Raw genomic sequence first — 18503 nt, forward strand, 5'->3', positions numbered from 1 at the left:
CGGCGCGCGTCCACGAGCCGCGCGAGCGCCGAGCGCGCGCCGCGGTGGCGCTCATCGAGAGGGTGATCGGGAGGAGGAGAGTGGGGGCAGCGAGCGCCGGCGGGCGGCTCGCTCAGGGCTTCTTGTCGGGCGTCTTGGCGGCGACCGTCGTCCCGGACTCACCGCGGCCGCGGCGGTAGACCCAGGCGGCGAGGACCTTCCGGTCGTTCGCGGAGAGCTTCTCCTCGAACGCCGGCATGTGGCCTTCCAGATCCTTCGCCATGGCTGCCGGCGGGTAGGCCTTGCCGCTGCCGGGGTTCGTGATCTGCGCCTCGATCCACGCGACCGAGGCCCAGCCGCGGAGCTCGGGGGCGGCCGACTCCTCGTCGTCGGTCTTGCCGTCGAGCCGGTGGCAGCTCGTGCACCGCTGCCGGACCATCTTCTCTCCGGGCGTCCCGGCGCCGGGCTCCCCGCGCGCCTGCCCCTCGAGGAACGCGGCGATCGTCTCCTGGTCGGCCGCGCTCATCGGCGTGAACACCTTCGCCGCCTCGGGATCCGCGGGCGGCTTCACCGCCGACGGCATCATCTCCTTGAACGCCGTCTTGCCGAAGAGGTGGTCGGCGTCGGGATCCTTGAGCACCTCGAGCGCCCAGGCCTTCGTCCCGAACCCCGTGAGATCCGGCGCCGTCTGCTTCTCCTTGGGCGGGCCGAGATCGTTCAGCCGGTGGCAGCTCGCGCACTCCTTCTTGTAGAGGTCCTCGCCGCGCGTCTCCGGATCGTTCCGGAGCATCGCGAGCGCGCCCTCGGGCGGGACGCCTTGCTTGAACAGCGCCACCGCGCGCGCGGTCCGCGCGGCGCTCTGCGCCTCCGAGCGCTGGAAGGCCTCGTCCTTCGCGTCCTTCACGAGCGACTTCCCCAGCAGGCCGACGGCCCCGAGGCCGATCAAGAGCAGCGGCGCGAGCGCCGGCAGCCGCGCGCGGAGCGGGCCGGGCTTCCTGTCGATGAACGGGAGCAGGGCGAGGTACAGCCCGATGACCCCCGGCAGGCCGACGGTCGCGATGAGCTCCAGCGAGCCAGGGAAGAACTTGCGCAGCTCGAAGAGCGGGCGGAAGTACCAGGCGGGGCGGGCGTTGTAGTCGCTGACGGGATCCGCGGGCGCCTCGAGCGGGGCGCCGTGCTCCATGGCCGCGAGATCGAACACGACGACCAGCACGAGCGCCACGGCCACCAGGATCAGGCCGAGCTGCTTCGGGTAGAACCGATCCGCCTTGCCGAGGTCGGCGCCGTGCGGCGCGCCGAAGCCGTGCCTGCGGAACTGCGCGAAGCTCGCGGCGAGCAGCAAGGCCATGACCGCCGGCAGCACGAAGACGTGCAGGCCGTAGAGCCGCGTCAGCGTCAGGTGCCCGAGCGAGCTCCCGCCGATGACGAGCTGCTGCGTGAACGACCCGACCACGGGGACCGAGCCCATGATGCCGGTCTCGACGCGCGCGCCCCAGTAGCCGTCCTGGTCCCACGGGAGCGGGTTGCCCGTGAAGGCGAAGCCGAGGATCACGCCGAGCAGGCCGAGGGTCAGGAACCAGCCGATCTCGCGCGGCGCGCGGTACGCCCCGTGGAGCGCGATCCGCGCCACGTGGATCGCGACCAGGACGACGAGCGCCTGCGCTCCGAAGTAGTGGAGGCCTCGGATGAGCCACCCGGCGCGCAGGGTGAAGTTGATGTGCGCGACGCTGGCCCACGCCGTCGTCGCGCTCGGGGCGTAGGCCGACATGAGCAGGGCGCCCGTGACGGCCTCGATGAGCAGCAGCAGCGCGAGCGCGCCTCCCCACACGTAACCGATGCGCGCGCCGCCAGGGATGGGCTCGTCGAGGAACCGGCGCAGCGGCTCGCGGTGCCCTATGCGATCGTTCAGCCAGTCGCCGAGGCTCATCCTGCGATCTCCTGGAGCTCGGCGACCCCGTCACGGTAGCGCCGGAAGTCCACCTCGAGCCAGCCGTCGACGACCCTCGTCGCCAGCGGATCCATGGCGCGCGGGGACGGCCCCGTCTCAGGCGCGCCCGACAGGCCGAAGCGCGACGCGTGACACGGGCAGTTGAAGCTCTTCTTGTCGTCGTTGAGCTCGATCCCGCAGCCGAGGTGCGGGCACGTGGCGCTCATCGCGCGGATCTTCTCGCCCTCCCGGATGACCCAGATCGCGCCGAGCATCTGGTCCTTCGCGACCGTGAAGGCGTCGCGCTCCTCGCCGATCACCTTGAGCCGCCGCGGCTCGCCCGGCGGGAGGTCCGCGAGGCGCCCGACCCGGACCCAGCGCTCGCGCCCGCCTGCGGTGCCGGCGCTGCCTGCGGCGGGGGCCGCGATGAAGCTCGCCGCCGGTACGGCGATCGCGCCGGCGCAGGCCAGACCGCCGATGGCCACGAGCGCCTTCAGGGCGCCACGCCGCTCCTCGGGGGCGGGGCCTGCAGACGGCGCGCCGGCGCCCGCTAGCACCCCGTGAGGCCCAGGTTCGTGCGGCAATCCATGTCCCAGGTACCCACCGGCACCAGGTTCCTTTTGCGTCGGCTCTGCCATCTCGTAGGCTCTCCCTCGCTCGCGCCGCTCTCCGAATGCCGCCCAGACTGGAGCGGGGCCCTCGGCGGCCGAAGCGGACGCAGCATATCGAAAACACAGGCGTAACGTTGAATCCTCGCCATCGCGCACATCGGGGCGATTGCGTTTCGGCCGGCACAGCCGAAAGTTCTCCTTCAGTTGTCCCGATGCCTCGCCCCATCGCCGCAGCGCTCGTGATGTTCGCCGTGTTCGGGGCCTCCGCCTGTGCCGCTTCGCGTCAACCGCCGGCGTGTACGCGTCCCGACCTCAGCGGGTGCGCCATCGAGGACGTCTCGTTCGAGGGCGACGAGGTGATCAGCGGCGACGAGCTCGCCGCGCGGATCGCGACGGCCGAGAGCTCGCGCCTCCTCGCCGGCGCGCTCGAGCCCGTGCCGATCCTGAGCATCTGGGACGCGCTCACGGTCGAGTACGAGCGGTTCGACCGGTTCGTCCTCGAGCGGGACCTGGCCCGCATCGAGCGGTACTACCGCGCGCGCGGGTTCTACGGCGCGCGGGTGCGCGCGGCGCGGGTGCAGCGCTTCGGCGGCCCCGGCAAGGAGGGGCGCGTGCGGGTGCGCATCGTCGTCTCCGAGGGCGCGCCCGTGAAGATCGCGTCGGTGGATCTCGCGTGGCGGGACTGGACCCTGGAGAAGGGCAGGGACATCGACCGGCCGGTGACCGAGGCGAAGGGCGAGCTCAAGGTCGGCGAGCGCATGGACGAGGCTCGGTACGAGGAGCTCAAGAAGCGCCTGCTCCGGGTCCTCACCGATCGCGGCTTCGCCTACGCGAACGTGGAGGGGCACGTCGACGTCGACCTCGTGAAGAACGAGGCGCGCATCCGCTACACGATCGAGCTCGGCCCCGAGTGCAGGTTCGGCAAGGTCAAGCTGGAGGGGCTCGGCGAGCTGCCCGAGGCGCCCGTCAGGACGGCGATCGGCATCGAGGAGGGCGAGCGCTTCTCGACCGCGGAGCTGGCGGACGCAGAGCAGGCGCTCGCCGACTTCGGCGTGTTCGGCGCCGTCGCCGTGAAGCCCGAGCTCGCGCCGCCCGGACAGCCCAGGAACCCGGTCGTCCCCGTGACGTTCTCCGTGCAGCCGTCTGCGCTGCGCGCCGTGAGGCTCGGCGGAGGCGCCGAGGTCGGCTCGCGCGTCGAGGCGCACCTCGTCGCCGGATGGGAGGATCGCAACTTCCTCGGGGGGCTGCGCCGCTTCAGCGTCGAGGCCCGGCCGGGGCTCGTCTTTTATCCGGTGGAGTTCTCGAACCTGTTCGGCAAGGAGCTCGGGGACACGTTCCGCCTCCTGCCGGAGATCCAGCTCCGGTCCGAGCTCCGCCAGCCCGGGGCGATCGAGCGGCGCACGGCCGCGGTGCTGCGCGGCTCGTTCAAGCTCTACTGCCCCCAGACAGGGGAGTTCTGCACCAAGCCGGACAAGCAGGGCGGCGCCGGCGAGGGGGGGGCAGGAGCTGCACCAGGTGCTGCCCAGGAGGCTCCGGAGCACGCGATCGTCGGCTACCGCGAGTACGTCGGGTCCATCGGCGTCGAGCGGCCCTTCCTGAAATCGGACCTGAACGCGGCCCTCCTCTACAACGTCCAGCTGAACAGCCCGTTCACCTACAATTCGGCGCGGCTGCCCTCCGGGTTCGGGACCCTCTTCATCCCTTACCTCCAGGCGCAGGTGTCCTATGACCGCCGCCTGAACCAGGCGGGGAAGCCCGACAGGGTCACCCCCCATCACGGCTATTACATCGCGCTGGACACGCAGCTGGCCGGCTATCTGGGGTTCGACACCGCGATCGCGGAGGCCCTGGTCGGCGAGAAGGCGCAGGACGAGCGGGACAAGCGGTTTCACTCCGCGCGCGACATCCGTCTTCAACCCGAGTTTCGTGCCTACCTCCCTGTTTCGAGGAGATGGACCCTGGGTTTCCGCTTGATGACCGGGTGGCTGTTCACGGGCCACTACGGCGACGCCTCCGTGGATCCTGCCCAGTGCGACGCCCTCGCGGGCGTGGACAGGGACCGTTGCCGGAGAGACGTGGGGGCCGACCTTCAGCTGATGCAGTTCCGTGGGTTCTTCAGCGGAGGCGCGACCAGCAACCGCGGATACGGGTACAACGAGGTCGGCCCGCACGCCCGCGTGCCGAGCCTGACAGCCGGCGGCAGCACCGACGAGGAGGCCCCGCTGGTCCCCATCGGAGGCCGCCTGCTGTGGGAGACGAGCCTGGAGCTGCGGATACCGCTCGGCGAGAGCTTCGGTACGGTGATCTTCGCCGACGCCGGCGATGTCACCCGGGAGCACCGGCTGTTCCGCTCGGGAGCGCAGCGCCTGCACCTCTCGGCGGGCTTCGGGCTGCGCTACGTCACGCCGGTCGGACCGCTGCGCTTCGACGTCGGCTACCGCATCCCCTGCTTGCAGGTGCTCGGTGTTTGCAACGAGACAGAAGCAGCAGGCTGGCCCGAGGACGAGCGGCACCCGGGCAAGCTGTTCGATGTGCTGCCCATCGCCGTGAACCTGGCGATCGGCGAGGCGTTCTGACGTGCGGTGATCCGTCCGGCGGGCGACGGAGGGCGGTGGGGCCCGCGCCTCCGGCGCAGGCCGCGGGCGATCAGCCCTCTTCTTCTTCGACGTTCCAGGCGGACAGCGCGGTCATCCCGATGGCGACCGAGCAGAGGCAGCACAGGGCAGGCTCCTCGAACCGGAGCTCGTCGCCGCGCGACCACACGTAGAGGCCGCGCCCGTGGGGCTCGCCCGCGATGGCCCTGTCGCACACGTCGCAGCGGTGCTCGGTTGCGCCTGAGGCTGCTTGACGCGCGCGCAGCGCATTGTCGGCGATCGCGTCGACCGAGACGCAAATCGGATGGGCCAGTATCCCTGTGAGCCGGTAATCCGCACTTGCGGTCCCCTCCGGCGTAGGGCAGGGGTCCAGGTTCGGGGTCCCCTTCAGAGCGCCTTCAATCACATCCACCTCCGGCGGCAGGGCCGAATCTAGCTCAGGCCGAGACGGGACGCACGAGAAGGCTGCGCCTGAACACCATCAGGCCTGCTCCAGGGCGCACATGTGGGCGAACGCGCTGGAACGGTGCGTCATGGACCGCAGGGCGTACCGTTCCAGCGTGCACTAGTGACGGAATTCGGCGGGATCAGGCGCTGGCGGACGCGGCCGTCTCAGCGGCGTCCTGGGCGGCGGCCGAGCGGCTGCCGGCCGAGCGGTCGAGAGCGCAGCTCTCTTCGAGCAGCTCGACCACGTCGAGCTGGCGGATCGACTCCTCCTTGGACTGATCCTTGAGGCCGTCGGTGATCATCGTCTGGCAGAACGGGCAGGCGGTCGCGATGGTCTTCGCCTCGGTCTGGAGCAGCTGCAGTGTCCGCTTGACGTTCACGCGGTCCTTGTTCTGCTCCTCCATCCACATCTGCGCGCCGCCGGCGCCGCAGCACAGCCCCTTCTGCCGGTTCCACCCCTCGGCCTCGACGAGCTGCAGCCCGGGGATGCGCTTCAGGATGTCGCGCGGCTGCTCGTACACGTCGTTGTAGCGGCCGAGGTAGCAGGAGTCGTGGAAGACCACCTTCCCCTCGACCGGCTTGCTGGGGACGAGCTTCTTCTCGGCGACCAGGCCGAGCAGGAAGTCGGTGTGGTGCACGACCTCGAACTTCGCGCCGAAGTCGGGGTACTCGTTCGCGAGCGTGTTGAAGCAGTGCGGGCAGGTCGTGACGATCTTCCGGATGCCGCCCTGCTCCTTGTAGCCGTTCAGGGTCGCGGCGTTCTGCTCGGCGAGCATCGCGAAGAGGTACTCGTTGCCCGCGCGGCGCGCCGGATCGCCGGTGCAGGTCTCCTCCTGGCCGAGGATGGCGAAATCGACGCCGGCGGCCTTCAGGAGCCTGGCGGTCGCGCGGGCGATCTTCTTCGCGCGGTCGTCGTAGCTCGCCGCGCAGCCGACCCAGTAGAGCACGGGGGCCTGCGGCTTCTCGGCCATGGTCGGGATCTCGAGCCCCTCGGCCCAGTTGCCGCGGTCGAGGCGCGCGAGGTTCCAGGGGTTGCCGTTGACCTCCATCGCGTTGAACGGATTCCCGAGCTCCGCCGGGAACTCGCCCTTCACGAGGACCAGGTGGCGGCGCATGGAGACGATCTTGTCGACGTAGCTGATCATCACCGGGCACTGCTCCTCGCAGGCCCGGCACGTCGTGCAGGCCCAGAGCACGTCCGGATGGACGACGTTCGCCACGAGGTCGACCGGCTTGTACGCGACCTCGGGGATCGGGACCGGGTTCTCCGGCGCCGCCTGCTCGGCGTGCTCGGCGCCCTCCTGCGTCTCCGCCGCCTCCGCCGCCTGGCCGTCCTGCGCCGCCCCGTCGGTGGCCTGCCCGTTCGCCTTGGCCGCGTGGCCGTCGCCGTCGCCGCGCGGGCCACCCGGCCTGTTGATGAACTCCCCCTCTCGGCCGTACAGGTGATCGCGCAGGTCCAGGGTGAGCTGCTTGGGGCTCAGGATCTTGCCCGTCTTGTGGGCCGGGCAGTTGTCGCTGCAGCGGCCGCACTCGGTGCACGTGTAGAAGTCGAGGATCGCCTTCCAGGTGAAATCCTCGATGCGCGCGACGCCGACCGGGGCGGCCTTCTCGGGCTCCTCGGCCGCCTTCATGACCATCTCGCCGATCGCCTCGGCGCTGCCCGCGACGAGCGGCAGCCGGCCGCGCGCCTCGATGTTGCGCGTGAAGACGTTCGGGATCGACGTGATGATGTGGAAGTGCTTCGAGTGCGGGAGCAGGTTCAGGAACACGAGCACCAGCGTGACGTGCGTCCAGAACCCGATGTGCGCGAGCACGACGAGCGTCCCCGGGCTGGCGCCGCTCAGGAGCACGGCGAACAGCGAGCCCGCCGGGGCCGGGAACAGGTGCCAGCGGAGCGCCGCCGGGTCCGCGGGGACGCCCGCGAACGGGGCCGTCACGGTGGCGACGCGCTCGCAGAGCGCCGCGTCCGCGGGGCCGCACGCCGCCGTGGACCAGCGGTGGTGGAGCACCAGCGAGGCGCCGTCATAGAGCATGTCGCTCACCATCATCGTGACGATGATGCCGAGGATGAGGAGCCCCTCGCCGGACAGGGTCATGCGCCGCTCGCGCTTGATCGCCCGGTAGTAGATGAACACGAGCGCGCCGGCCACGACCAGCGTGGCCATGACGTCCTTCACGAACTCGTAGATTCCGCCGAGCGGCACCGCGCCGATGCCCGGAAGCCGCACCGGCTCGTGCCCCAGGATCCACAGGTCGAACGACGGGTCGATGCCGCGCCCCCACAGCATCAGCGTCCGGAGCAGGAGAACCAGGAATCCGAAGAAGATGAGCTTATGCGCCAGCCCGGCGAGCGGGTAGTAACCCATCTTCCGTTGCCGGAAGGCGTACTCCCAGGTGCCTTTGAGGCGCTCGGCGATCCGGTCGAGCCGGTCTTCTCCGCGCCCGACCTTGAGGAGCTGCCAACGCCGGTTGGCGCTCCACGCAAAGGCGGCGAAGAGGCCGACGAGCAATGTGAGCATCCACGTGGGATTCATTCGCGGGGCGTCTCCAGGTGCAAAATGGCCACATCTTTTAAGGTGGGCGGCTGCCGGACGTCAACCGCGCGGCGGCGATGGAGCGCGCGGAGGTCCTTCGCCGGATTTCTGTTCTTGCAAGGGCGGATACGTCGGCGCGCGCTGGGGTGGCTCCTCGCGCGGCGCCGGGGACACGGGCGGCGCGCCGCGTGGGCGGCTCAGAGCGTGAACTCGACGCTCTTTTCTTCGGTCGCGGCGGAGGGAGACAGATCGAGCGCCATGCTGTACGAGCGCTGGCCGACCCGCGCGCTCAGGCGGACGCGGATGGGGGCCGTCGCGTCGTTCAGCTTGTCGAGCCGCACGACGACGCGGTAGCGGCCCCGCGCCGGCTCGCCCTCGGTGAGGAAGACGTTCTCCACGTTCTGCTCCTGGCATTCGCCGCTCACGCGCGGGCAGTCGCGATCCTTCATGAGGCCGCTCGCCGTCGGCTCCCCGACGCGCGCGAGCTCTCCCGCCGGGTCATAGACGTTGAGATCGACGTCGGCCTCGGGCTCCTCCCACGCGATCGTGAACTGGAGGATCCCGGTGTGGAGCCCGCAGCCCTCGTCGATCACGCCGTTGCAGTTGTTGTCGCGGGCGTCGAAGCAGAGCTCGACCCCCGTCGGTGTGCAGGCGATCTCGAGCCCGACGCCCTCGGAGACCTTGATGTCCTTCGGCTGGAGGGGCGCCCTGGGCGGGGGCGGCGGCACCTCGATGCAGCCGGCGAGGAGCAGGGCGAGGGCGGCCGCGCCGCGCGCGACGTCGATCGCCGCGCGGGCGAGGCGCGCGCGGAGGCCGTGAGGTGTCGGAAGGCGCGTCGCGTCGCGGCGGGCGCGCGGCTCGCGCCGCGGGGGACCGGGGCTTCGCATGGGGAGCTGCATGTTATCCGCCTTCAGGCTCCCGCGGGGCGCCGGCGCTGCGCGGCTCGAGCGCGGGCAGCGCGGGCGGGGCGGGCGGCCTCCGCGGCTTGGGGCCGCGCGGCTTCGGGGGAGGGGGCGGCGTTCCTCCGAGGGGCTGGGGGAGGTGCATGCCCCGCGCGGCCAGGATCTCCGCCGCGTGGGGGACGGTGAGCACCAGCGCGCGCGCATAGAGATGGATCCGGTAGGGCTCCGGGAGGTCGCCGGGCCGGCCGTTCGTCGCGTGCTCGAGCAGGATCGCCGCGGTGACGCTCACGTTGAGGCTCTCCGCGAAGCCGCGCATCGGGACGCGCACGGCGCGGGCGCAGCCGGCGGCCAGGTCGGGGCGGATGCCGTCGCGCTCGTTGCCGAGGACCAGCGCGAGGCGGGGGATGCTCGAGAGGTCGCGCGGGGTGAGCTCGCCTTCCGGGTGGGTCGCCACGAGCTCGTGCCCCGAGGCGCGGAGCGTGGCGACCGCGGCCTCGGTGGTCGCGTGCGTGCGCACGTCGACCCAGCGCTCGGAGCCGCGCGAGACCGTGTTCGAGACGAGGAACTGCTCGGCCCGCTCGATGATGTGGAGCCGCTGCAAGCCGAACGCGTCGCAGGAGCGGAGCACGGCGGCCCCGTTGTGCGGATCGTGCGGCGCATCCATGGCCACGGTGACGGCGTCGAGCCGCGCCGCGATGACGCCGCGCAGCCGGGCCCTGCGCTCGTCCGTGACGAACTCCTCGAGGATGCGGGCGACATCGGCGACGTCGAGGGAGTCGAGCGCGGCGAGCAGCCTTCGCTGCTCCTGCGCGACGAACGAGCAATTGGGGGTCGAGCGGCGCATGGCGGGGGGGCGCCTCTATAGCGCGGCGCGCGCCCGGAGGCTGCGGCGCAGCGCGACCCGGAGGCGACCGCCCCCCAAGGCCGCCGCGGTCCCTCCCGGCAGCGGCGGCGCGGGCCATCGCGCCGCGCGGGATCGGCGAGGAGGAAGGAGACGTCCGGCCGTCAGCGATCGAGCGCGTCGAGCGCGTCGATCGTGACCGCGATCCGCTCGCCCTCTGCGTACTCGACAACGGCGCAGTCGCCGGGAGAGCCGTCCTCCCAGGACAGGCAGACGAAGTCGGCCTCGGCGTCGAGCGCGATCATGGGGTGGTGCCACACGCCGGGGCGATAGGTGATGCCCTGGGCGCCGTGGGCGATGAAGGCGCCGAGCGTCGCGAGCTCGGGCCGGTCGCCGCCGAGCGCCACGACGACGAGGTAGCGCCGCGCGCTCATCGGCACGAACGCCTGGGTCGAGCCGGGGTGCTTCTCGAGCAGGGCGATCGGGAGCGGGAAGCTCGAGCGCGGGGCGCAGCGGAACACCGAGACGTTCAGCGAGGCGTGCCCGGGGCGGAGGTTCTCGATCGCGGCGAGGTGATCGAAGCGCCGCGCCGTCCCCTGGTTGGCGGGCCTCCCGGGCTCGCCGTGCGGCGAGGCCATGAGGATGTCGCCATACGGCGCATAAGCTGCAGGGCTGAGCGAATGGGCTGCGATGCGCGGGCGGTGGCTCATCGTAATGGGCGACTGTGGCGGCGCGCCACGCGTGTGGCCTCCCTGCGGCCCTCCTGCACGGTGCATGGCGCGCCGACCGAGGGCACGACACGGAAAGGGTATCACGTCGCGGGGGCGCCGCAGCACGCCAGCCCGCCGCGGGCGCCATGGGGCCGGGTTTTGCAAGGCGTCTCGCGACGCTTACCCGACGGGTAATGCAAGCGACCCTGGAGCCAGTCATGCGGATTGTTCACAAATCGACATTTCGGAAGCGCCTCGCGGTGGCCTCCCTGTTCCTGGCGGTGCTCGCCGTCATGACGTCCGTCGTCGGCTGCCAGCGCTACGACGTGCTGGTCGAGAAAGATCAGATCGCGGCCCAGAAATGGTCCGATCTCGAGGCGGATCTCCAGCGGCGCTACGACCTGGTCCCGAACCTGGTGGCCGTCGTGAAGGGGTCGGCCAAGCACGAGGAGCAGACGCTCGCGAGCGTCGCCGAGGCGCGCGCCCGCGCGACAAGCGTCCAGCTCAAGGCCGACGATCTGACGGATCCGGAGAAGGTGCAGGCCTTCCAGAAGGCGCAGGAGCAGCTCAGCGGCTCGCTCTCGCGGCTCCTCGTCGTGCAGGAGCAATACCCTGATCTCAAGGCGAACCAGGACTTCCACAGCCTCCAGATCCAGCTGGAGGGAATCGAGAACCGGATCCTCCGGGCGCGCCAGGAGTACAACCAGGCGGCGCGCGAGTACAACGCGGAGCTCCTGAAGATCCGGGGCCAGGTGGTGAACAAGGCGACGGGCCAGCCGTTCAAGCCGCGCGTCTATTTCACCGCGTCTCCCGAGGTCCAGTCGGCGCCGAAGGTCTCGTTCTGATGAGGGGCGCGGCGATGCGCCGGATCGGCATGGGCGGGGCGCGGCTCCGGGCCGTGGCCAGGGCCGTCGCGGCCGCGTTCGCGCTGGTCTGCGCGCTCGTCGCGCGGCCGGCCCTCGCCGACTTCACGCCGCCGACGCTCACAGGGCACGTCGTCGACACCGCTGGACGGCTCGAGCCGTCCGACATCCGCGCTCTCGACGCGAAGCTCGATCGCATCCGCCGCGAGACGGGGTTCGAGATCGTCGCCTTCGTGGCCGGATCCCTCGAAGGCGAGACGATCGAGGACGTCGCCTACGAGGCCTTCAACACCTGGCAGCTCGGCCAGCGCGGGGCCGACAACGGCGTTCTCCTCGTGATCGCCCCGAACGAGCGGCGCGTCCGGATCGAGACGGGCAAGGGCGTGGGCGGAGCGCTCACGGATCTCCAGTCGAACGACATCATCCGGCAGACCATCAACCCGCTGCTCAGGCAGGATCGATTCCGCGAGGCCATCGACCAGGGAACTGCAGAGATCGCCAGGACGCTCGTCGCCGGGACACCCGAGGAGGAACGGCGCCCGGCGCCCGGCGCCCAGCCGGCGCCCGCCCCGGTCTCGCCGATCAGGATCGGCGTGACGGTCGTCGCCATCGCGGCGGCGCTCGTGCTCGCGCTGATTTCGCCCTCCTTCCGCTGGTTCCTGTGGCTCGTCCTCCAGGCGCTCCTCTTCCGAGGTGGCGGCGGCGGCCGCGGTGGCGGCGGTGGGTCCGGGTTCGGCGGCGGCGGCGGCGGTCGCTCCGGCGGGGGCGGATCCAGCGATAGCTACTGAGCCGCTGCGCGCCGCCTCTTCCACCCTGTGCAGGACGGACCAGGCCGATCGGTCGTCCTCCGCGCCGGCCATCCGATCGGCCCCCGTGCTCGCCCCTGGCGCGATCGGGCGGGCACACGCGGCATCGACGCTGGCGCGGCGCGCGTCGAGCCGAGCGGAGATTCCAGGGCGCGCGCGATCTCCCGCTGCGCGCTGACCAGGCGACGCTACGCTCTCGTCATGGCTGCTGCCCTGCGCCCTGTCTTTGTCGTCGACGCCGTCCGGACCCCGATCGCCCGTTACGCCGGCGCGCTGGCGACGGTCCGCCCCGACGACCTCGCAGCGCACGTCCTCGACGCGCTCGTGCGTCGCAATCCTTCGCTCGCGCCGCGCCTCGATCACGTCGTCTTCGGCGCGACGAACCAGGCCGGAGAGGACAACCGCAACGTCGCGCGCATGGCCGCGCTGCTCGCCGGCCTCCCCTACGAGGTCCCGGGCGTCACGGTGAATCGCCTCTGCGGCTCGGGGCTCGAGGCGGTGGCCGACGCCGCGCGGATGATCGCCACCGGCGAGACCGACTGCGCGATCGCGGGGGGCGTCGAGAGCATGACGCGCGCGCCGTTCACGATGCCCAAGCAGGCCGAGCGCTTCGAGCGGAGCGCGCCGACCCTCTACGATACGACCCTCGGCTGGCGCTATCCGAACGCGAGGATGGCCGCGCGGTTCGAGCTCCAGTCGATGGGGGAGACGGCCGAGAACGTGGCCAAGAAGCACGGCATCAGCCGCGACGAGCAGGATCGGTTCGCGCTCCTCTCCCACGAGCGCGCCACGCTCGCCTGGGAGTCGGGGGGCTTCGCCGACGAGGTGATCCCCGTTCTCGTCCCTCAGAAGAAGGGCGATCCCGTCCTGTTCGAGCGCGACGAGGGCGTGCGCGCCGACGCCTCGCTCGAGGCGCTGTCGAAGCTCAAGCCCGCCTTCCGCGAGGGCGGGACCGTCACGGCGGGCAACTCGTCCCCCCTCAACGACGGCGCCGCGGCCCTCCTGCTCGCCTCGGGCGACGCCGTGCAGGCCGCCGGCGCGACGCCGCGCGCGCGGGTGATCGCGACGGCGGCCGCCGGGGTGGATCCCAACCTCATGGGGGAGGGGCCGATCCCGGCCGTGAAGAAGCTCCTTCAGCGGACCGGGCTGCGCGTACCCAACGTGGATCTGTTCGAGCTCAACGAGGCGTTCGCGGCGCAGGCGCTCGCGTGCTCGCGCGCGCTCGAGCTCGACCCGGCGCGCGTGAACGTCCGCGGCGGGTCGATCGCGCTCGGGCACCCGATCGGCTGCTCGGGCGCGCGCATCGCGTGCACCCTGGTGCATGCGATGCGCGCGCGCGGCGCCAAGGTCGGGGTCGCCTCGCTGTGCATCGGCGTCGGCCAGGGCATCGCGACGCTCTTCGAGCGCGCGTGAGGTGATTTCGCCGCTCGTCCGCGGCGCCAGATGAGATAAGACCGGCGCAGCAGAACGCAGGAAGGGGGGCCCGCGGCTCACCTCCCTCGGCTGACGGCGCCGCCTCGGCGGCCAAAACAAGGAGAAGTCCCGATGGAATTCCCCCAGATCAACGTGCCCGGCACCGGCAAGCTCCACGCCCGGCTCAAGACCTCGCTCGGTGACATCACGGTCCGGCTCGAGGAAGAGGGCGCCCCCAACACGGTCAAGAACTTCGTCGGCCTCGCCACGGGCACCATCAACTGGACCGATCCGAAGACCGGCCAGGGGATGCAGGGGACTCCCTGTTACGACGGCGTCCGCTTTCACCGCGTGATCTCGGGGTTCATGATCCAGTGCGGCGATCCGCTCTCGCGCTACCCGGACAAGGCGGCGCTCTGGGGCACGGGCGGCCCCGGGTACAAGTTCGCAGACGAGTTCAACCCCTCGCTGAGGCACGAGGGCGCCGGCGTGCTCTCCATGGCCAACGCCGGCAAGAACACGAACGGCGCGCAGTGGTTCATCACCGACGGGCCGACGCCGCACCTCGACAACCGCCACACGGTGTTCGGCAAGGTCGTGAGCGGGCAGGACATCGTCCACCGCATCGCCAACGTGGCGACCACGCGCGATCGGCCCAACCAGGACGTCGTCCTCGAGCGCGTCGAGATCTTCCGGCAGTAAGCGCGCGGCGCGCCGCGCGGCGCCGTTCAGCGCCGCGCGGCCAGCGCAGCGCTCCGCTCGTTCAGCGGGCGCAGCAGACGGTGATCTTGTCCTCGCCTTCGTCGACCTCGCCTGTGGGGGCGCCGCCGCGCGGCTGGCAGCTGCCGGTTCCGGTCACCTCGAGCGACACCGAGACGGCGGGGGGCGGATCGTCGACGCAGGCCCCGTTGAACGGCACGGTCTCGCCGCGCCCCCGGCAGCGGCTCTGCTCGAAGAGCGTCAGCGTCGCCGCGCAGCGCACGCCGCCCGTGTCGCACGTGCATCGGGTGCAGCCGCGGTTGTCGACCATCGAGCTCGCGAACACGTGTCGCTCGCCGAACCCGTCCGGGCAGCGCTGGTCCCCGTCGCGCCAGACGCAGACGCCCTGCTCGAACGGCGCGTCGATCTCTCGCGGGGCGCAGGCCTCGCCGGCTTCACATCCGCCGGCGTCCGGCCCGGCGGCGCACACGAGCCCCTCGATACCGAAGCGCGGCGGCGGCAACGTCGGCTCGCCGCCCGACGGAGCGCACGTCGCCGAATCCACGCCGGGCGCTTCGCCGCTGTAGCTGCCGGGCTGGAAGGAGCCGCCGAGGTTGATGCAGTTCTCCGTCTGCACCGGCAGCGTCGTGTTCGCCCCGTCGCACGCGCCATCCGTGTACACCGTGACCGCGGGCGTCTCGCACGCCACGGTCGGCGCGCCGCACGCGCACGCGCTGCAGGTCGCGGGCGTGTCGAGGGGCTCGCGGCCGCCCACGTCCACCCGCTCGGAGAAGCCCTCGGGGCAGGCGACGTCCGCGGCGTCGGGGCCCTGGTACAGGAGGCCGGGCCCTTGCCAGTCCTCGGGCGCGGCGACGCAGGCGAACCCTCCGCAGTCGTCGTCGGCGCAGTCGACGGCGCCATCGCCGTCGTCATCCTCGCCGTTGGTGCACCGCTCGCCGCCGCCGGTGCCGCCGCTGCTCGTGGTGCTCCCAGCCGCCGTCTGGCCTCCTCCATCTCCGCCGGAGCTGCTGGCCCCGCCGGAGCCGCTCCCGGACGGCCCCGGGAAGAGCGCGGGCTCGAACTGGTCGAAGTCCTGGGTGCAGGCGCTCGCCGCGAGGAGAGCGACGAGCGCGGTGACGCTTTGGAACGCAGAGCGGCGCAACACGACCTCCGGGATCGGCGGGCTTCGCCTCGGTTCGAAGGAGCCCGACCGACGGTACCACGAAGCGCCTGTCCGCACGGCGAGCTCCGCAGCCGGCGATCCCGGCGCCCGTTCCCCAGTCCGAAGCGCGCCTGCTGCGGCGCTCCTTGCTGCACCGCGCCCCGCGCGCTGCGTCATCCGCTCGGGAGCGCGCGGGGATCGCCCGACCAGAGCGATGTGAGCGTATCGAGCTCTCGCGCGAGCTCCTCGGTCGCCTTGTGAGCGAGCCGCGCCCGCTCTGCGGCGAGCGCCTCGAGGACGGCAGCGCGCGCGTCAGGCGCCAGGGCCTCCGCTGTTGTCATCTGCGCGAGCGCCTCATCGGCGTCGTGCAGCTGGCCGAGGCGGCGCTGCATCCGTGACGCGGATTTCGCGGTCCGCTCGGCGCGCTCTCCGAAGAGCGGTGAGAAGGTCTCCGCGGAGTAGCGCAGCCGTTTGAAGCGGATCCGGAGCGCGTGCATGGCTGCCCCATCGCCCGGGTCGCTCGCGGCCAGCGCGCGCACGTCGTCCAGGGCATCACCGATCGCTCTCCTCGCGAGCGCCTCGGCGCCGCGCTTCCTCGCTTTCCGGCGCGAGATGCGCCGCTCGAGGCGCGCGAGGTGAGGCTCCAGCCGGAGCCGCTCGCCCTCGACCGGCGCGTCGGCCTGCGTCGCGCCCGTCTCGCCCTCGACCGGCGCGTCGGCCTGCGTCGCGCCCGTCTCGCCCTCGGCCGGCGCGTCGACCTGCGTCGCGCCCGTGTCGTCCGGGCGATCCTGCCGGAGCAGCTCGACGATGTGGGCCCTCGCCTCGCGCTCGCGGCGCGCGCGCTGCGCGACCCACCCCGCGACGGCCGCCCGGGCCGCCTCGTCCAGATCGAGCGCGGTGAGCGTCTCGCGCAGCACCTCCTCGTCGCGCAGCGCGCCGGTCGCCCGCGCGAACTCCCGGAGCCCCTCGGCCACGGGGCGGAGCCGCCTCCTTCCGTAGATGCGTCGCGCCGGCTTGAGCAGCGTCCGGAGCCGGCGAAGCGAGACCCGGAAGTCGTGCACCGCCTCCGCGTCCGGCTCCGCGCCCTCGCCCTGCTCGCTCGCGGTGACGACGCGCCGCGCATCGGCGCGGACGCGCTCGATGTGGGCGAGCAGCACCGGGCCCAGGAAATCTCGCGCGGAGAGCCTCGCGCCGCCGCCGTCGCCGGCTCCGGCGCCACCCGAGGGCGGGGGGCTCCCCTCGAGCGGCGTCACAGACGCGTGAGCGCCACCGTCACCAGCGGGCGCCTCCCGAGCTTCGCCTCGAGCGTCCGGCGCGCCGCGAGCCGGGCGATCTCGATGAGGTCGTTGTCGCGGCGCCGCGCGCGCGGCTCGCAGTCGTTCATCGCCTGCGCGACCGCGCGCGCCGCGGCCCTCAGCGCGCCGCCCTCGAGCTCCCCGGTGACCCCGCGGGCGAGGACCTGCGGCGGCGCCGCGAGGGCGCCGTGCACATCGACGACCAGCGACACGAAGGCCACCCCCTGGCGACCGAGGGTCGCTCGCTCCCGGAGGACCTCCTCCCCGAGCTCCTCGCCGCCCGCCGTCGCCACCCGGCCGGCGACGGCCCGGCCGCTCCGGCCGAGCGGCTGCGTCTCGCCGATCTCGACGACGTGGCCGTTCTCGGCGACGAGCACCTCGGCCACGCCGCGCTCCCGCGCGAGCTCCGCGTGCCGCGTCAGGTGGTGCAGCGCGCCGTGCACGGGGAGGAAGCCGCGCGGCTGGGTGAGATCGATCATGCGCGCCTGCTCCGTCCGGTGCGCGTGCCCGCTCGCGTGGACGCGCCGGTCCGTCGACCACGTCACGAGCTCGACGCCGAGGCGGAGCAGCCCGGCCATCATGTCGACGACCGGGCGGTCGTTGCCAGGGATGACGCGGCTCGAGAGCACGACCCGATCCCCCTCCTCGAGGCGCAGGAGCGGGTGCGTCCCCGAGGCGAACCGCGTCAGCGTGGAGGCCCGCTCGGCCTGCGTGCCGCTCGCGATGACGAGGAGCCGCTCGCGCGGCATCGACGAGGCGACCTCGGGCGGGACGAGCAGGTCGCTCGGCCACGGGAGCCTCCCCACGGTCTGCGCTGCCCGCACGTGCGTCTGCACGCTGCGGCCGAGCAGGCAGATCTTGCGGCGCGCGCGGATCGCGGCCTGACCGAGGGCGAGGAGGCGCTGCACGTTCGAGGCGAAGACGCCGACCACGACGCGCGCCGGCGCGGTCTCGACGAGCTCCGCCAGCGCGTGGGCGACCGCGCGCTCGCTCCCCGCCTCGCCGGGCGAGTCCACGTTGGTGCTGTCGGACAGGAGCAGCCGGACGCCGGCGTCGCCGAGCGCGCGGAAGCGGGCCTCGTCGGTCGGCTCGCCGTCGAGCGGCGTCGGGTCCAGCTTGAAGTCCCCGGTATGGACGACGAGCCCCGCGGCCGTGTGGATCGCGAGCGCCGTCGCGTCGACGATCGAATGCGTCACCCGGAGCGGCTCGACGACGAAGCCGCCGATCGCGACCTCGCGCCCGACCTGCGTGGGCAGCAGGCGCACCTTGTCCTCGAGCGCGTGCTCCGCGAGCCGGTAGCGCACCAGCTCCAGCGCGTGCGGCGGGCCCCAGACGGGGACGTCGAGGTGACGCAGGAGGAACGGCAGCCCGCCGATGTGGTCCTCGTGGCCGTGCGTCAGCACGATGCCGCGCACCTGATCGCGGAGCGCGAGCACGTGATCGAAGCGCGGGTGGTACACGTCGACGCCGAGGTCCGTGCTCGGGAACGTCACCCCGCAGTCGATGAGCAGCAGCCCATCCGCCTGCTGGAGCGCGAGGCAGTTCATCCCGACCTCGCCGAGCCCTCCGAGGGGCACGAGCCGCAGGGTGGACGGCGGTGGCAGGGGGAGCTGGCTCGGGGCGGGGGCGCTCTGCTCGGGATGCACGTTCGGTGGAGGGGGTCTGCCACCCAGGGCGCCGGGGGCCTACGGCCCGCGGCTTGCTGAGCTGGTCTGAAAGA

General features: G+C 72.3%; 15 protein-coding genes. 5 read left to right on the forward strand and 10 right to left on the reverse strand.

From position 1 onward, the window contains the following. Nucleotides 1–112: 112 nt before the first annotated feature. Complete coding sequence (locus WMF19_RS02060) at nucleotides 113–1906, reverse strand: cytochrome b N-terminal domain-containing protein (protein WP_437897538.1); 1794 nt, start codon at nucleotides 1904–1906, stop codon at nucleotides 113–115. After that, entirely contained in the window at nucleotides 1903–2391 is a 489-nt protein-coding gene (locus tag WMF19_RS02065; protein WP_437897539.1) for a ubiquinol-cytochrome c reductase iron-sulfur subunit, read from the reverse strand. The genes WMF19_RS02060 and WMF19_RS02065 overlap by 4 nt, the downstream gene beginning before the upstream one ends. A gap of 338 nt (nucleotides 2392–2729) precedes the next feature. Between WMF19_RS02065 and WMF19_RS02070 the strand changes: the two genes are divergently transcribed. Beyond that, a complete protein-coding gene (locus WMF19_RS02070; protein ID WP_437897540.1) occupies nucleotides 2730–5093 on the forward strand; it encodes an autotransporter assembly complex protein TamA in 2364 nt (787 codons plus the stop codon). 70 nt (nucleotides 5094–5163) lie between these two features. Here WMF19_RS02070 and WMF19_RS02075 read toward each other — a convergent pair whose 3' ends face one another. From WMF19_RS02075 to WMF19_RS02095, 5 genes are all read right to left on the reverse strand, one after another. Beyond that, nucleotides 5164–5328, reverse strand: coding sequence for a hypothetical protein (locus WMF19_RS02075; protein WP_157906386.1), 165 nt, complete (start codon nucleotides 5326–5328; stop codon nucleotides 5164–5166). A gap of 370 nt (nucleotides 5329–5698) precedes the next feature. Beyond that, nucleotides 5699–8077 (reverse strand): (Fe-S)-binding protein, encoded by a 2379-nt coding sequence (locus tag WMF19_RS02080; protein WP_437897541.1) that lies wholly within the window; start codon nucleotides 8075–8077, stop codon nucleotides 5699–5701. A 212-nt stretch (nucleotides 8078–8289) separates the two neighbouring features. Next, nucleotides 8290–8979 carry a hypothetical protein gene (locus WMF19_RS02085; protein WP_437897543.1) on the reverse strand — a complete coding sequence of 230 codons (690 nt, stop codon included), beginning with the start codon at nucleotides 8977–8979 and terminating at the stop codon, nucleotides 8290–8292. A gap of 13 nt (nucleotides 8980–8992) precedes the next feature. Continuing rightward, entirely contained in the window at nucleotides 8993–9838 is an 846-nt protein-coding gene (locus tag WMF19_RS02090; RefSeq protein WP_437897544.1) for a TrmH family RNA methyltransferase, read from the reverse strand. A 161-nt stretch (nucleotides 9839–9999) separates the two neighbouring features. After that, nucleotides 10000–10545, reverse strand: a complete 546-nt coding sequence (locus WMF19_RS02095) for an ureidoglycolate lyase (protein WP_437897545.1) — start codon at nucleotides 10543–10545, stop codon at nucleotides 10000–10002. A 218-nt stretch (nucleotides 10546–10763) separates the two neighbouring features. Here WMF19_RS02095 and WMF19_RS02100 point away from each other — a divergent pair, with 218 nt between their 5' ends. The 4 genes from WMF19_RS02100 (at nucleotide 10764) to WMF19_RS02115 (ending at nucleotide 14329) form a co-directional block, all read left to right on the forward strand. Continuing rightward, entirely contained in the window at nucleotides 10764–11390 is a 627-nt protein-coding gene (locus WMF19_RS02100) for a LemA family protein (RefSeq protein ID WP_437897546.1), read from the forward strand. A 14-nt stretch (nucleotides 11391–11404) separates the two neighbouring features. Then, on the forward strand, nucleotides 11405–12196 hold the full coding sequence (locus WMF19_RS02105; protein ID WP_437897547.1) for a TPM domain-containing protein: 792 nt from the start codon (nucleotides 11405–11407) through the stop codon (nucleotides 12194–12196). Between the two features lie 219 nt (nucleotides 12197–12415). Continuing rightward, nucleotides 12416–13627: a thiolase family protein gene (locus WMF19_RS02110; protein WP_437897548.1), complete on the forward strand. Its 1212-nt coding sequence runs from the start codon at nucleotides 12416–12418 to the stop codon at nucleotides 13625–13627. 132 nt (nucleotides 13628–13759) lie between these two features. Then, on the forward strand, nucleotides 13760–14329 hold the full coding sequence (locus WMF19_RS02115) for a peptidylprolyl isomerase (RefSeq protein ID WP_437327244.1): 570 nt from the start codon (nucleotides 13760–13762) through the stop codon (nucleotides 14327–14329). Between the two features lie 61 nt (nucleotides 14330–14390). On the opposite strand, the gene WMF19_RS02120 is transcribed toward WMF19_RS02115, so the two are convergent. The 3 genes from WMF19_RS02120 to WMF19_RS02130 all read right to left on the reverse strand — a co-directional run bounded on the left by WMF19_RS02120 (nucleotide 14391) and on the right by WMF19_RS02130 (nucleotide 18429). After that, nucleotides 14391–15491 carry a hypothetical protein gene (locus WMF19_RS02120; protein ID WP_437897549.1) on the reverse strand — a complete coding sequence of 367 codons (1101 nt, stop codon included), beginning with the start codon at nucleotides 15489–15491 and terminating at the stop codon, nucleotides 14391–14393. A 170-nt stretch (nucleotides 15492–15661) separates the two neighbouring features. Next, nucleotides 15662–16741 carry a CHAD domain-containing protein gene (locus tag WMF19_RS02125; protein WP_437897551.1) on the reverse strand — a complete coding sequence of 360 codons (1080 nt, stop codon included), beginning with the start codon at nucleotides 16739–16741 and terminating at the stop codon, nucleotides 15662–15664. Next, entirely contained in the window at nucleotides 16738–18429 is a 1692-nt protein-coding gene (locus WMF19_RS02130; RefSeq protein WP_437897552.1) for a ribonuclease J, read from the reverse strand. The genes WMF19_RS02125 and WMF19_RS02130 overlap by 4 nt, the downstream gene beginning before the upstream one ends. Nucleotides 18430–18503: the final 74 nt, after the last annotated feature.

Origin of the sequence: Sorangium sp. So ce124 (assembly GCF_051525235.1) — a bacterium.
In the GTDB taxonomy this organism is placed as follows: Bacteria; Myxococcota_A; Polyangia; order Polyangiales; family Polyangiaceae; genus Sorangium; species Sorangium atrum.

Coding starts and splice junctions, on each gene's coding strand:
- WMF19_RS02095 (WP_437897545.1), bottom strand. CDS start 10,545: ATGAGCCACCGCCCGCGCATCGCAGCCCATTCGCTCAGCCCTGCAGCT.
- WMF19_RS02060 (WP_437897538.1), bottom strand. CDS start 1,906: ATGAGCCTCGGCGACTGGCTGAACGATCGCATAGGGCACCGCGAGCCG.
- WMF19_RS02100 (WP_437897546.1), top strand. CDS start 10,764: ATGCGGATTGTTCACAAATCGACATTTCGGAAGCGCCTCGCGGTGGCC.
- WMF19_RS02070 (WP_437897540.1), top strand. CDS start 2,730: ATGCCTCGCCCCATCGCCGCAGCGCTCGTGATGTTCGCCGTGTTCGGG.
- WMF19_RS02080 (WP_437897541.1), bottom strand. CDS start 8,077: ATGCTCACATTGCTCGTCGGCCTCTTCGCCGCCTTTGCGTGGAGCGCC.
- WMF19_RS02115 (WP_437327244.1), top strand. CDS start 13,760: ATGGAATTCCCCCAGATCAACGTGCCCGGCACCGGCAAGCTCCACGCC.
- WMF19_RS02105 (WP_437897547.1), top strand. CDS start 11,405: ATGCGCCGGATCGGCATGGGCGGGGCGCGGCTCCGGGCCGTGGCCAGG.
- WMF19_RS02110 (WP_437897548.1), top strand. CDS start 12,416: ATGGCTGCTGCCCTGCGCCCTGTCTTTGTCGTCGACGCCGTCCGGACC.
- WMF19_RS02085 (WP_437897543.1), bottom strand. CDS start 8,979: ATGCGAAGCCCCGGTCCCCCGCGGCGCGAGCCGCGCGCCCGCCGCGAC.
- WMF19_RS02090 (WP_437897544.1), bottom strand. CDS start 9,838: ATGCGCCGCTCGACCCCCAATTGCTCGTTCGTCGCGCAGGAGCAGCGA.